Below are 13,973 nucleotides of genomic sequence, written 5' to 3'. Positions count from 1 at the left end.
CCATTTCAGGACGGCTCAAACAGTGAGAGTGCATCCAAATGGCAACTTACCGGTAGCGACTCGCCGACGCTAACATGAGTGTTTACCGGAGCTAAGCAGAGAATAAGCTGGCCATCGGGCAATTGCAGCTGATACAGATACTGGGCGCCACGGAACGCGCGCGCTGCAACGGGCAGGCTGACACTGCTGTGCGCGGCATACGCAATATCCGTCGGCCGCAGCAGAAGCCCCGCGCTGCGGCCCGCATACTGCGCTGCACCGGGAGCCTGTAACAACCCCAGACCAAAATCTAGGGTCCCGTCGCCATTCACCTGCACCGCTATCACCGCCCCTTCACCAATGAAGCCGGCGGTAAACGCGTCGATGGGGCGATGGTATAAATCGTCAGGTGTTCCACTTTGCACCACGGTACCGCCATTGATTAACGTTATCTGATCGGCCATGGCAAATGCCTCATGCTGATCGTGGGTCACCAACAGCGCTGTCATCTGATTACGCTGCAGCAGTTGCCGCACCTCGCCCGCCAACTGCTCTCGCAGTTCACTATCGAGGCCGGAAAAGGGTTCATCCAGCAGCACAATACGCGGCTTTGGTGCCAGTGCTCTGGCTAGGGCCACGCGCTGCTGCTGACCTCCCGATAACTCATGCGGGTAAGCCCTGCCCGACTGACCCAGCCCAACAAGCTCCAGCATATCCGACACTCTGGCGGCGCGCTGAGAGCGGTTCATATAACTAAGACCAAAGGCCACATTGCGGCCGACATCAAGGTGCGGGAACAAAGCAAAGTCCTGAAACACCATACCCACCTGGCGCTGTTCGGGCGGGAGTGTGTTACCGACGCCGCTGATCGTGTTCCCCTGCAGGCTTATCTCTCCAGCCGACAGCGGTTCAAAACCACCGATGGCGCGCAGCAATGTGGTCTTACCGCAGCCAGAGGGTCCCAGCAGGCAACCGATCTCACCCGCCTGCAGGGACAGGGAGACATTGTGCGCAGCGGTAAAAGCGCCGTAGTGCACCGACACATCACGCAGTTTCAGATGCTCAGCCATGGCCATCCTCCCCTGCGGTCATACCCCGGTTCAGTAAAATGACGGGCAATAGGCCTATCAACACAATGGCCAGAGCGGGGGTAGCAGCGGCGGCAAGCCGCTCGTCGGAGGCGAGTTCAAAGGCACGCACCGCCAAGGTATTGAAATTGAATGGCCGCAAAATGAGCGTCGCAGGCAACTCCTTCAGCACATCCACAAATACCAATAGTAACGCCGTCAGCAGGCTGCCTCGCAGTATGGGCAAATGTACTCGCCTCAGTACACCGCCGGCACTGGCGCCCAGTGAACGCGCAGATTCATCGAGGCTGCTGCCAATTCGCGATAGGCCGGACTCCACCGTCTGCAGTGATACCGATAAAAAACGCACCACGTAGGCAAACACTAGCGCTGCCAGCGAACCACTCAACAGCAGCCCCGTGGGCATTCCAAAGTTTTCTTGCATCAACAGGTCGATATGATTATCCAGCCAAGCAAACGGAATCAATACCCCCACTGCAATGACGGTACCGGGCACAGCATACCCCATGCCCGCAGTGCGCACAGCAGCCACCGTCAGCCAGTCCGGGAATAGCCGCTTGCCGTAGGCCAGAAACAGCGCCACTGCCAAGCAACACAGGCTGGCAATCGCCGCCAACATAAACGTGTTGCTAACCAGAGTCATGAAACCTGCATCTACACTGCTGCGCCAATGGGTCCCAGCCCACAAAGCCAGCTGAGTAGTGGGTATGACAAAAGCCGCCAGCAATATCAGCGCCAACCAAGCACGGGTGCCAGCCGCGCGCCAACCGCGCAGAGGAATGCGCTGTATCGCTTTGCTCACAGTGCCATGGTGAAAGCGCAGGCGCTGCCGTGAAAGCCGTTCCAGAGCAAACAGCACAAAGACAAACAGCAACAGCAAAGAGGCCAATTGGGCCGCGGTGGTCAGCTCACCCAGGCCGTACCAGGTGCGAAAAATGCCGGTGGTAAAGGTACTGACGCCAAAATAGTCCACCGTGCCATAATCTGCCAGCGCCTCCATCAGCACCAGGCTGACCCCCGCAGCAATCGCCGGCCGCGCCACCGGCAGCGCAACACCAAAAAACGTGCGCCAGGGGCCGCGACCGAGGCTGCGACTGGCCTCCAGCAGCGCAGTGGACTGTTCTGTGAACGCCACGCGCACTAGCAGATAGACGTAAGGATAGAGCACCAAAGAGAGCATGCAGATCGCCCCACCCAGTGACCGAATCTCGGGGAACCAGTACTCCCCATAACGCCAACCAAAGGTGTCACGCAAGGCGGTTTGCAGGGGGCCGGCAAAATCCAATAAACCCGTATAGGTATAAGCAATAATATACGCAGGCATTGCCATGGGTAGCAGCAAGGCCCAAGTAAAGAAACGACGCCCCGGGAACTCGCACATGGCGGTGAGCCAGGCAGAACTCACACCCAGCACCAAGGTGCCAAGGCCCACACCTGCCATCAGCAACAGGGAGTTGACCACATAATCGGCCAGCACCGTATCCAGCAGATGCTGCCATACGGGGCTATACGGTTGCCATAGGCTCGCTACAACAACCACGACAGGCAGCGCGATAAGCGCCGCGCCCAGTAACAGACACAGGCGCCACACTGTATCGGTGCCAGCGATCCGCTGCCAGCGGGTAGGGCCAGCGACGGCGACCGCTATGGAAGTAGCCTCTACTTCCAACGTGCCCGGTCCATGGCCATCAGCGCGGCGCTATTTAGACGCCCCAATTCGCTGGCATCCACTTGATCTGCCTTGAATTCACCCCAAGATTGCAACAGGGCACTGGGCGCAATATCAGGGCGCACCGGGTACTCATTGTTGGCCTCGGCATACCACTGTTGGCTGTCATCGCGCGCTAAAAATTCGATGAGGGCGATGGCCTGGGCCCGGTTTTTACTGCCGCCGATCACGCCCGCTCCGCTAATATTCACGTGCGTGCCGCGGCCGTCCTGATTAGGCCAAAAAATTGCCACCTGTTCGGCCGCCGCCTGCTGTGTCGGTTCGCCGGAAGTAATCATAGCGCCCAGATAATAGCTGTTGACCACGGCAATATCACACTGACCGGCGGCGACGGCCAACACCTGATCGCGATCGCCCCCCTGGGGTGGTCGCGCAAAGTTGGGCACGAACGCGGCCAGCCATGCCTCTGTGCTAGCGACACCCTGCGTCGCCAACATACCCGCTACCAGTGACTGGTTATAGATATTACTGGAGGAGCGAATACAGATACGTCCCTTCCAGCGCGGATCGGCCAAGTCTTCATAGGTGCTCAGCTCGGAGGCGTTCACTCGGTCAGTGGCATAGACAATCGCACGCGCCCTGACCGACAGCCCGAACCACTGGTTTTGGGGACTGCGCAGATGGGCGGGAACTTCCCGCAGCAGTGTGTCAGATTCGACTGCCTGCAGCACACCGGCTTCCTGAGCTCGATAAAGGCGTCCCGCATCCGTCGTAATCAGCACATCCGCTGGGGAGTTGCGCCCTTCGGCCTGCAATCGGGTCAACAGGGCATCACCTTTTCCGGTGACAAGATTCACGGTGACACCGGTCTCGGCGCTGAACCTGTCCAACAGAGGCTTAATTAACGCCTCTTTGCGGGCTGAATAGACATTGACGGTATCGGCGGCAAATGCCGGCGCCACAAGGCTGAACGAAACAAGGACCAGCGCGATCAGCAGGTGGCGCGCCCGGCGGGCAAAGAAAGCAGTAAGCATAGTGGAACGTCCTTGGTTTTTTGAGAATGCCAATTATTCTCATTTGAAGACCGGAAGCAAGTGCCCATTGCACTCATCAAGTACAACCTGCGCCGATCATACCGCAGGCCTTATTGCGTTCTTCTTGCCATTACCCGTCGTGACGCGGGCGGCGGCGTCTCTCAGTGACACATTGATATCGATGCCTAGCCTCTGATTGGATGATCAATCTTAGACTACAGGATAGTAAAGGCTCAACCCAATTAAGAAGGCACCGTCAGACGAGCCGGCAAACGATAGCCCAGCGCCCTATCCTCGCGCGCAGTCTCAATATCGGCTTGTGGGCTCAGCCCAAATTCGAGTTGCTGATAGGCACCGGAAGCCAACCAACTACCGCTGAGTCGATCCCAGATAGACAGGCAGCTGCCGAGGTTTTTGCCCCGGTGGTGCGACGCAACGCTGTGGTGAATTTGGTGTTGTGCCGGACTGATGAGGAGCCGCTCCAGTCGGCCAAACCCCAGCCAGATCGGGGTGTGCCGCAAATTGGCACCAAAAAAGTTGAACAGGAAGCCAAGACAGTCTACGCCTAGTATGTCGATACCGCTGAGGCGACCGCCGAACAGGTACAGAAATAAGCCACTGACCCCGCTGAAAACAATGAAACCGCGAAAAAAATAGGCGCAGGATTCCACGGGGTGTACGCGGTGCACCGTGAGTGGTGTGAGATTCGTGGCGCTGTGGTGCGTGCGATGAAAGTGCCATAGCAAGGGAAACCGATGGAATGCTCGGTGCAGACCGAAGCGGCTCAGGTCTTCCATTAAAAATAACACCAGTGTGTAGGCTATCCCCACCGCAAGTGTGGACCCCGGCAAGTCTGGCGCATCGCCGAACTGGCTTTGCATCACGCTACCCACAGCCACCGTGCCCGCCAAATAGCTGCCTACCAGAGGAATGATTAGCAGGATATGTAACGCATGATTCAACAGCAGCAGACCGGCATCGGTAAGGTTGGATCGATGCAACCAATACTGCTTAGAAAAAAGTGCAGACACCTGACGCGCTAGATTAAACTGTCGGTTACGCCAACTCACCGCCAGCGATGCCATCAGTATAGAGCTGAGTAAGAACATCCAAAACAGGCGTTTGCTTGGATCCACTGGCCCCTGCAACGGCGCTATAAAAAGGTCTGCCAGCTCAATCATAGCGACAGTCTGCGCTGCATTAGAACGTATACCTCACACGGCCCCGATAAAGACGTGGAGAATTGGGGCGCGCGCCAAAAGGTCGCCAAGAGACGATGGCTTCTTCCTCAGTGACATTGTCAACAGTGAACTGCACCAACCAGGCGTCGGAGGGCCGCCACAAGACGGACAGGTCGAGGGTTGTGTACTCATCTGTATGGATGACGTCATCAAAGCTACCTCGCCCGGCTTTATCCCTCATCTCGCCCTGATAACTCACTGCAGCGAAAGCCTCCCATCGCGCAGCCTCGGCACCAAACTGTATCCGGCCGATGTTTTCAGGCAGATAAGGCAGCGCATCGCCCTGTTTGACATTCCCCCATTGGGAGAAGCTGGAGTCGAACGACGTCTGAAACGAGGATTCCGTATGGGTGTAGCTGACATTGATCGGAAACTCGACGGCTCCGCCTGCGTTGACAAGATAATTGCCATACACCTCAAGACCGGCAATCTGTACTTCACCACCGTTAAATTCCTCACCGACTTCACAGCCGCTGTCACTGGCACGGCAACGCCCGATAAGATTGTCGTAGTCACTAAAGAAACCAATCACCTGCGCCTGCAGCACTTCGGTGTCGTAGCGCAGGCCATATTCGAAGTTAATCGCCTCTTCTGCATCCACATTACTCGAGGCAGAAGCCCCAGTGGGTGAAAAGCCCTTATTGATGCCCAACAGAAAACCAAGCTGATCGGTATACTGCCAGAACACTCCTGCGCCCGGTGCTAATAGAGATTGAGAATTGCGGCTCTGACGGTTGTTCAGTTCATCATTGAAGTGACTATCGATATACTCATACCGAATCCCCGCATTGAACTTCCAGTCTCGCCAGTCCACGGTATCGCGTAAATAAGTGGCGACAGCATCAGTGTGAGCGTCGTTAAGCGTTTTGTTGCCGCGCTCAATCCCGTCACTGACCATGTCGCTGTCGCTCATTAGGTAACTGCGAGACAAGTGGTCGCGATCGATGGAGTCGTAGTGATAGCGCAAACCCACTTCAACGTTGTGTGCAAACTCGCCATAATCGACGGTATAGTCGGCCGCCATCTGAATGCCTGCAGATTCATACTCGCGGTCATTGTCGGTAACCCCCAGCGTGTCGGTGGCCACCGGATTAGAGTTTATGTCACCACGTATAATATCGATCTGACGCGGGAATAGATCTGGCTGCTCCAAGATGTCGTTCAGACTGGGCCCTTCCACAAAACCGTCCAGCTTGTTCCAGGATCGCTTGAAATGGTTCCAATAGATCTGGGTGCCAATCGTCAGCGATTCGGTCAAATACAAACCGTGGTCCAGATTCACTAGACGGTGTTCTGAGTCGAAATTGTCCCGTTGACTGGCGGCATAGCGGCGCAGTGGGTTGTTGTCAAAATCCTGCTGCGTCAGGCCGAGATAAGTCTCATCGGAATTCTCATCAGCGTAGCCCGCTTTCAAGATAAAGCGCTGTGGCACCCCTAAAAAGTCGTCCGGCACCCACTGCAATTTGACGTTAATGTCGTTGCGCTCAAACCCCGTGTCCCCGCCCGTATCCAACTCCTTAAAACCGTCGCTGCCAAAGCGCAGTCCGTCAATCCAATAGCCAAAATCACCGATCCGGTCACCAAAAAAAGCCTGATACTTCTCATAGCCATCGCTGCCGGCGCCCAGATCGACAAAGCCCGTTTGTTCATCGGGAATCGCAGGCGTTACCAGATTGACAGAGCCTCCCACATTATTCGGACCGTACTTAATAGTCGCCGGTCCTTTGACAACCTCGAGTGTGCTCATACGGCTCACATTGGGCATGTAGTAAGCTGCCGGGGCCGAGTATGGCGCCGGCGTAATCAGGATGCCGTCCTCCATCAGGGTAATTTTTTGGCTGCGTTCACTGGTGACGCCACGCAGACCAATATTGGGACGCAATCCGAAGCCGTCCTCCTGACGGATGTAGACGCCAGGTATCGTTGACAGCACCTTGTTCAGATCGGAAAAGTCAAATTGTTCTAGGTCTGCCTTGTCCAGCACATACGCGGAGCCGGACATGGTGCGAGCACCCTCCTTGCCGCCCGACACGATGACTTCCTCCATAAATTGCTTGTCGAATGCGTCGTCGCTCTGGCCATCGGCCGCTATGACATCCACAGCACCCAGCACAAGCACAGCAGACAGACTTTTGATGATATGTTTCACGTTATTTCCTCTCAGTCGTTATCGGACTGGGCCCTGTCGGGCAAGTCCACATCAATCACGGCCACAAAGCCCACTTTCAGGTCGTCGACAATCAGCTTGATCGCGCCTAGAAGAGTACACGCAGAAAAACGCCCCGGTGAACTCGGGTTAGCGTTTAAGTAGTCATTCATGCACTCCATTTCCGCGGCGCTGGAATCGATTGCCGTCGCCTGTTCAAAAAGTGACTCAGAGGCAGTGTCGATCAAGGCAATGGCTGCCGCAGTATTATCTGCAAAGCGCTGGTTAAGCGCAGGCACTCCGGCATCGTCGATAAGGTCGTCGAAGCCCAGGCCGGATCCGCCCGTCATCAAAATATTAAAGGACTGTAAGTTTGCTTTGATACTGTCCAGTGAGTATTGACTGTACGGTGACTCCACGCTCTGAGGGCAAGACAACGCGAGACACTCATCGCTGATGCCAGTGGGAATAGCCAATTTGAGATCCGCGACACCGTAATCGAGATAGAAAAGCCCGTCAGACAGTGCTTCGAGACTGTCGACCGTATTCGCCGGGTTGATGAAGGTGCTGCGGTAATCGCCGTCATCGCTAGACCAAGCGTCTCGCAGCCCTGCAGCGGTGTTAGCAATATCCGTCGCGACGACGATGGCGTACTCACAGCGCAATAATTGGCGCTGTTCAGCGGGCCGGCTGTCCCAATCGGCTGTTTCAACGATCTGGCTGGGGCAGTTTTGTGCCAGGTCTGGGTTGAACAGCAGATATTCTAAAGCACCAATGCCGCGCTGGCGGACGGTTTTACTTTCAATATCGAATCCGGCGTTTTCCGCCGATTGCACCACCGACTGGTCCACACCGCACAGACTGAGGCTGCCGGTGGCGAAGGAGTTGAGACGGTTTTGCGACGCGTTATCATTGCTGGCTGCCGGTCCAATGATATGCATTTCCGTCTGCTGGATTGCCAGCATCAAGTCGTCCCAAGCGTTCTTGGCTGCGCCAACAGCGGCACTCTCATTCGCGGTGCCGATGCTCTGACAATAGGTTGAGATCGGTCCAGATTCGGCCCCGATATCTGTCGCCAGTGTTGTTACGGCTTCGTAGTTCGGCAAAATAATGTTGTCGGCATAGTTGGCAAACATGGCAGTGAAGTCAAAGGCGTCCGCGTCAAAATTGTCAGACTCGGAGCCGCCAGTGCTGCCATCCACGCAACCCACCAGTGGAAGTGCCAGGAATACCGTTAGAAGCGTTGCTCTGATACAGAAAGACATGGTGTGGAATACCCTCTTTTAGATCGCAAGAAAGGCGCTTTCGCGCCTGAAGTTTCGCCGCAGCGAATGACAGGAGAACCGATCTCCTGCTAGTGAAAGAGCAGCCTACTTAAAGACTGCTCCACAGACTTACCAATTAGCAACGTTTGTAGCATCGAACCCGTACGCTTTTTGGAGTATATCGCGAGCTTGATTCAAGTTTGCCAGATAGTCCTCCCGGGCCGCAGCAGGACTGCTGGCTCCATTGAACAATAGACCGTTTTGCGTACCGTCGGCCAGCACCGGGGCTGTCCCCAATAGTTGAAGTATCGTTTTCAAGGAATTCACATCGATGCCTGGGACACTTGCGTCACGAAAAGGTGAGAACGGGCTGAACTGCAAGCCCAGTGCAAAACCAGTCCCTTCGCTCCAGTGTTTGGCCAGATCCTTGAAATTATCCAAGTCTGCGAACTCATCACCAACGAAATTGGCCATATCGCCTTGTACGTCGTTGATATAGTGCACTACCGTGGCGGCGATGCACTTTTCCCACGTCAGTGCGGCGATCTCGATCTGCACTGCCAGCGCTGCTGCCGCGTCAGGACTCAAGCTGCCCGGTGATGTTTCCGTTGCATCAGCTTGCGCATTATTCAGGATTTGACGGCCTATGATGATTGCGTTGACGACTTCCCCTGTAAAGTTCGTGGGATTTGCATTGTCCGCCGAGCCTAAGTCTCGCTTCGCACAGTTTTGCGAATTGCCGAAGTTGTATTCGCTGCGGACATCAATCAGCCCATCAACCACGATATTATCTGCATAACCGGGGTCTTTGATCTCTGCATCAGACATTATACCGTAGGCCCGTGACATACCAAAGTAACCAACGGACTCATCATAGTCGTGGGCGCCCTCGGAATAAGTCTTACCCTCAGCCAATGTCAGATTGCTATCGGAGCCATAATCAATGCTCCAGTAATCCGCGGTTCCCTGAGAAAACGTCAGTGCGCCTAAGATAAATTTCTGAAGAAGCTGACGGTAGTTCCGACCATCTTCAGAAATTGACGGAGTTCCGATATTAGCCGTTCCCGTGGCGGTAGAAATGGTGTCGGTGGTGTCGGCAGATTCCTCTGCGACTAGAGCCACCCACTCATTAATCTGCAGCAGCGGCGTTGCGGCGGTTCCGCCAAAAAACTCACCGCCCAAAATATGATCCGCTTTATCTTCACCCGCGATCTTATTACAAATTCTCTTGCCGCTGGATACATCCGCTGGGACCAGCCTATCATTGGCCTCCATGGTGCTGTTGCCAATCATCAGCCCATCGTCAGAAAGCTTAAAAGTCGGTGGATAGTCTGCGTCGCGAATGTCAGCATCTAGACAGATATAGAAGTTGAGATCATTGGCCACTTGTGCAGGCACATTGTCTGCACTGCGCTCAAGTGAATTCAGCTTGGTGACCAGGTCACTGAGCAGTATCTGACGAGCGGTCTGCCCCGTGTACGACACCGTGCTGGCGCCATTGGCGTTTTCAAAGGCATAGTTAGTCGGCATAGGGTCACAAACATCGCCTTCACCGTTCACGTCGGCGTCAGCCTGGTCGGTATTGGGATCGTTGACACAGTTGTCAGTTACGTCTGGTATGGTGTCATTGTCTGTGTCAACAACTGGGGGAGCGACCGGATCTACCGGTTCAATGGGGTTGATAAAGGGTTCATCATTGTTACCCCCACCGCCACCACAAGCTGAGAGTGACAGTGCGCTGATGAAGATCAGGCTTAGGCCAAAAAGGCGTTGACTATTCATGTGGTGCTCCTAGCTAAATGATTAATACAAGCGCGTTGTTTGCCGGCGACCGGGGCCTCCCCGGTTCACTTTTGTCGACACTGGCGCTAATGATAAACATTCTCATTCTCATTCGCAACATTATTTAGCGCGTCAGGGTAAGTTTTTTTGCACGACCGGGCCTTCTCGCTAGTGAGGCTAGAGCGCGCTGCAGCGGTGTCCACGGAATCACGGGTACTAAAGTTCGCTCACCCGCTGACCAAAACGTCGCAAGGTCTGGGGCCGACCGACTCAAGCGCGTATTCAATATCGATATCGAGGTTTGTGGTCATTGCGGTGAATCCGGCAACGTCATCGCTTGCATTGAGGATCAGAACATCCTCGATAGGCCCCTGGCTCACCTTCGCGACAAGGATACAACCTCCTCCGTTAGTCGTTTCAGTGGTTGTTGCAACGGCGCCTTATTCAAGTGGTCTGGTATCTGCTCGATCCAGTCCTGTGGAATCTCCATGAGCTCGGTGGTGATCTTCTTGTGGTCTCGGAGTTCTTCTGGCATCTCCTGCAAAAAGCTGGCAGTGGCTCCTGTGGCAATGTTGATGAATAACATCCTGCGCCTAAACTCGTGGCATTACGCTCTCATTTTATCGCTCATCGGCTTCCATTCCACTCTGATTGGATTGCCGATGATGGAGTCCACACCACTGATTTCGACATAATAGCCATCGTTGTCGTCGGTCCGCTGTGCTAATGATGCTAAGTAATTCTCCACTCTTATATCGCTTTTAGCGTAGGAACACCTCACAGCAAAACGGCCCCCGAAGGAGCCGCTGTTTATTGCATTCGCCGAGCGAGCTTACTCAGACTTTACGCAGTTTCCTAATGCCCACCAGCGACAGCAGTCCTGCCATGATGCCCAGTAGCCACAGTGGGCTGGTTGGGACAGGCGTGGCGCTATACGGCGGCGCGACGGTGTCTGGGCCCCCGACAACGAATGGTTCACTCGTTGCAGATGCGGGACTCGTTCCTATAATGTTCGTCGCTGTTACAAAACACTCATACGTGTCGCCATTGTACATCGAGGGGACTGTAATAGGTGACGTGGGGCCAACTACGTCTACCCGAATCCGCCCCGAACCCACCACACGGAGGCAGGAGGCTGTGTAGCGGGAAGCTGGCGAGCCATTGTCAATCCCCGGGGTAAAGGCGACGGTAAGCTGACCGGCGCCTGGCGTTATCGAGTCTATGGTCGGGGCGTCCGGTGGCGAGCAAACTATCGACGTCGCTGTGATCGTGGTCGAGCCATTGCTAAAGTCCTGCGGCCAACCCGTTGTCCCTTCACAGTAGGTGATCGTCGTCAGGTTGGGATTGACATCGAACATGTTGAGTTGAAAGTCACCAAAGTTGCCTCCAAAGTGCGCGCTGGTGAGGGCGTTGTTGTTAAAAACAAACTCCCCAATGCTCGTAACGCTGGCTGGAATAACCACGCTGGTGAGGGCGTTGTTTTGGAAAGCAAAGGACCCAATGGTCGTAACGCTGTTTCCAATAATCACGCTGGTGAGGTCGTTGAAGTAGAAAGCAGAACCCCCAATGCTCGTAACGCTGGCTGGAATAGTCACGCTGGTGAGGTCGTTGGTTTCGAAAGCACTCTCCCCAATGCTCGTAACGCTGTCTGGAATGTTCACGCTGGTGAGGTCGTTGTTGTAGAAAGTACGCTTCCCAATGGTTGTAACGCCGTTCCCAATAATCACGCTGGTAAGAGCGTTGTACTGGAAAGCATATTCCCCAATGGTCGTAACGCTGTCTGGAATAGTCACGCTGGTGAGGAAGTTTCCGGCGAAAGTACGCTTCCCAATGCTCGTAACGCTGTCTGGAATAATCACACTGGTGAAGGTGTTGCCTTGGAAAGCACTCTCCCCAATGCTCGTAACGCTGTTTGGAATGTTCACGCTGGTGAGGTCGTTGTTGTAGAAAGCATTTTGCCCAATGCTCGTAACGCTGTCTGGAATAGTCACGCTGGTGAGGGCCTTGACGTAGAAAGCATAACCCCCAATGCTCGTAACGCTGTAGGTTGTCCCATCATCCGAAGCTGTGGCAGGAATCACTAAGTCTTTGTCTCGGTTACTCCTTGTTGCACCCGTTACTCCAACAGTCGTTCCACTTGTAACGGTATAACGGAAGCGACCGTCATCAAAGGCCAAAGTCTGAGCCGATAGCATCGAAATAAGCAAGAATGCGAATGAGGCGAGTACGCCGCGCTGTGGTGCTGTTAGTTTCATAACAAGAGCTTGCCGTGGTTTATTGGCGGCGGATTATAACACTTGAATTCCGATGGGTCGCATCGGTGCTGCGGGGTTGAGAGCAGTGTTGTTGTGGTCGAGTGAGACACTAAACGTACAACCCAGACAAGCCCCTTTTGCGCACCACAGGGGCCAGGTGGGGGACGTCGGCTATGGGCCGCAGCGCATGTTTATTATTTACTATCAACTATACATACGGGTAAGGGTTTATTGTTAATCCACACAGGAACCGAAACCAAACATCCGGGGATGCAGTTAATGCCTCCTACTCCGTTACGAACGCAGTAGTTAACGGAGTCGTGCACCCGCACATCGCGATTGCTTAGTGTTGATGTTAAGTCATTGATTATATGTTGCTGTTGAACGTCTTTACGTTTTGCTATTGTACTTGCTCCACTAAAGCGATAAGTGATATCCGCCGATACTCGTCCGTCAAAGGCATCGTCGTAAGACAGGTTGGTGCCGATGCTGAAGCTGTGGAAGTGTTAGTCATTAGAAGCATCTTCCGTGATTTATTTGAAAGCAATATACCAAAATATCCATGAGGGTCAATAACCCGCACTAGGCGGACTTGAGAAGGCTCAGGCTTTACGAAGTTTCCTGATGCCCACCAGCGACAGCAGTCCTGCCATGATGCCCAACAGCCACAGTGGACTGGTTGGGACGGGCGTTGCTGCTGATGAAGCTGCTGCTTCCGCAGTGACACTTCCTGTTGGGCCAGTGTCAGCCGTAAAGACCCGCAGCGGAGCATCCCATCCCGAAGCGCCCTGCGCATAGGTGATGGTCGCTAGATCGGCATTGTATTCAAACATGTCGAGTTGAAAGCCGCCAAAGTTGCCTCCAAAGACCGCGCTGGTGAGGGCGTTTAAGCCAAAAGCACCAAGCCCAATGGCCTCAACGCTATCTGGAATAGTCACGCTGGTGAGGGCGTTATTGTAAAAAGCAAAATTCCCAATGGTCGTAACGCTGTCTGCAATAATCACGCTGGTGAGGCCGCTGTCAATGAAAGCAAAATTCCCAATGGTCGTAACGCTGTCTGGAATAATCACGCTGGTGAGGGCGTTGCCAGGGAAAGCAGAATCCCCAATGGTCGTAACGCTGTCTGGAATAGTCACACTGGTGAGGGCGTTCCCGTAGAAAGCATTACTCCCAATGGTCGTAACGCTGTCTGGAATAATCACGCTGGTGAGGGCGTTGGTGTCGAAAGCAGCATACCCAACGGTTTTAACGTCGTAAGTGATTCCGCTATACACAACAGTGGCAGGAATCACTATGTCCGTGTCAGTGTTACCCGCTGCGCGGCCCGTTACTTCGACATCAGTTGCATTAAGGACATCATAACTGAAGCCACCGACATCAAAGGCCAAAGCCTGAGCCGATAGCAGCACAGAACTAAAAAAAATTAGCGGGGCTAAAAGCCGGCGTATTGTTGTGTGTCCCATTGTATCTCCAAGCGCAGATCAATCTTTGCATGACGGAGTATATCCTATCTG

Annotated in this window: 10 protein-coding genes; all 10 read right to left on the bottom strand. The window is 54.3% G+C overall.

Translation table 11 applies throughout. The features are described 5' to 3' along the window. Positions 1-5: 5 nt before the first annotated feature. Positions 6-1,049 (bottom strand): ABC transporter ATP-binding protein, encoded by a 1,044-nt coding sequence (locus ABXT62_RS02660; protein ID WP_415357000.1) that lies wholly within the window; start codon positions 1,047-1,049, stop codon positions 6-8. After that, positions 1,042-2,736, bottom strand: coding sequence for an ABC transporter permease (locus tag ABXT62_RS02655; RefSeq protein WP_415356999.1), 1,695 nt, complete (start codon positions 2,734-2,736; stop codon positions 1,042-1,044). The genes ABXT62_RS02660 and ABXT62_RS02655 overlap by 8 nt, the downstream gene beginning before the upstream one ends. After that, on the bottom strand, positions 2,727-3,770 hold the full coding sequence (locus ABXT62_RS02650) for a Fe(3+) ABC transporter substrate-binding protein (protein ID WP_415356998.1): 1,044 nt from the start codon (positions 3,768-3,770) through the stop codon (positions 2,727-2,729). The genes ABXT62_RS02655 and ABXT62_RS02650 overlap by 10 nt, the downstream gene beginning before the upstream one ends. A gap of 242 nt (positions 3,771-4,012) precedes the next feature. Then, complete coding sequence (locus tag ABXT62_RS02645; RefSeq protein WP_415356997.1) at positions 4,013-4,951, bottom strand: sterol desaturase family protein; 939 nt, start codon at positions 4,949-4,951, stop codon at positions 4,013-4,015. Between the two features lie 19 nt (positions 4,952-4,970). Continuing rightward, positions 4,971-7,160, bottom strand: a complete 2,190-nt coding sequence (locus tag ABXT62_RS02640) for a TonB-dependent receptor family protein (protein WP_415356996.1) — start codon at positions 7,158-7,160, stop codon at positions 4,971-4,973. Between the two features lie 11 nt (positions 7,161-7,171). After that, positions 7,172-8,422, bottom strand: a complete 1,251-nt coding sequence (locus ABXT62_RS02635) for an imelysin family protein (RefSeq protein ID WP_415356995.1) — start codon at positions 8,420-8,422, stop codon at positions 7,172-7,174. Between the two features lie 129 nt (positions 8,423-8,551). Continuing rightward, positions 8,552-10,204 carry a hypothetical protein gene (locus ABXT62_RS02630; protein ID WP_415356994.1) on the bottom strand — a complete coding sequence of 551 codons (1,653 nt, stop codon included), beginning with the start codon at positions 10,202-10,204 and terminating at the stop codon, positions 8,552-8,554. A 376-nt stretch (positions 10,205-10,580) separates the two neighbouring features. Beyond that, complete coding sequence (locus tag ABXT62_RS02625) at positions 10,581-10,790, bottom strand: hypothetical protein (RefSeq protein WP_415356993.1); 210 nt, start codon at positions 10,788-10,790, stop codon at positions 10,581-10,583. A 250-nt stretch (positions 10,791-11,040) separates the two neighbouring features. Then, entirely contained in the window at positions 11,041-12,459 is a 1,419-nt protein-coding gene (locus tag ABXT62_RS02620; RefSeq protein ID WP_415356992.1) for a fibronectin type III domain-containing protein, read from the bottom strand. Positions 12,460-13,061: 602 nt separating this feature from the next. After that, positions 13,062-13,922, bottom strand: coding sequence for a leucine-rich repeat domain-containing protein (locus ABXT62_RS02615; protein ID WP_415356991.1), 861 nt, complete (start codon positions 13,920-13,922; stop codon positions 13,062-13,064). Between the last annotated feature and the right edge of the window lie 51 nt (positions 13,923-13,973).

The sequence above is a fragment of the Halioglobus sp. Uisw_031 genome (genome assembly GCF_047729875.1).
In the GTDB taxonomy this organism is placed as follows: Bacteria; Pseudomonadota; Gammaproteobacteria; order Pseudomonadales; family Halieaceae; genus Marimicrobium.
The sequence above is the reverse complement of the archived record's forward strand: the minus strand, read 5'-3'. Positions and strand labels throughout refer to the sequence as shown.

Coding starts and splice junctions, on each gene's coding strand:
- ABXT62_RS02660 (WP_415357000.1), bottom strand. CDS start 1,049: ATGGCTGAGCATCTGAAACTGCGTGATGTGTCGGTGCACTACGGCGCT.
- ABXT62_RS02650 (WP_415356998.1), bottom strand. CDS start 3,770: ATGCTTACTGCTTTCTTTGCCCGCCGGGCGCGCCACCTGCTGATCGCG.
- ABXT62_RS02645 (WP_415356997.1), bottom strand. CDS start 4,951: ATGATTGAGCTGGCAGACCTTTTTATAGCGCCGTTGCAGGGGCCAGTG.
- ABXT62_RS02635 (WP_415356995.1), bottom strand. CDS start 8,422: ATGTCTTTCTGTATCAGAGCAACGCTTCTAACGGTATTCCTGGCACTT.
- ABXT62_RS02630 (WP_415356994.1), bottom strand. CDS start 10,204: ATGAATAGTCAACGCCTTTTTGGCCTAAGCCTGATCTTCATCAGCGCA.
- ABXT62_RS02625 (WP_415356993.1), bottom strand. CDS start 10,790: ATGTTATTCATCAACATTGCCACAGGAGCCACTGCCAGCTTTTTGCAG.
- ABXT62_RS02620 (WP_415356992.1), bottom strand. CDS start 12,459: ATGAAACTAACAGCACCACAGCGCGGCGTACTCGCCTCATTCGCATTC.
- ABXT62_RS02615 (WP_415356991.1), bottom strand. CDS start 13,922: ATGGGACACACAACAATACGCCGGCTTTTAGCCCCGCTAATTTTTTTT.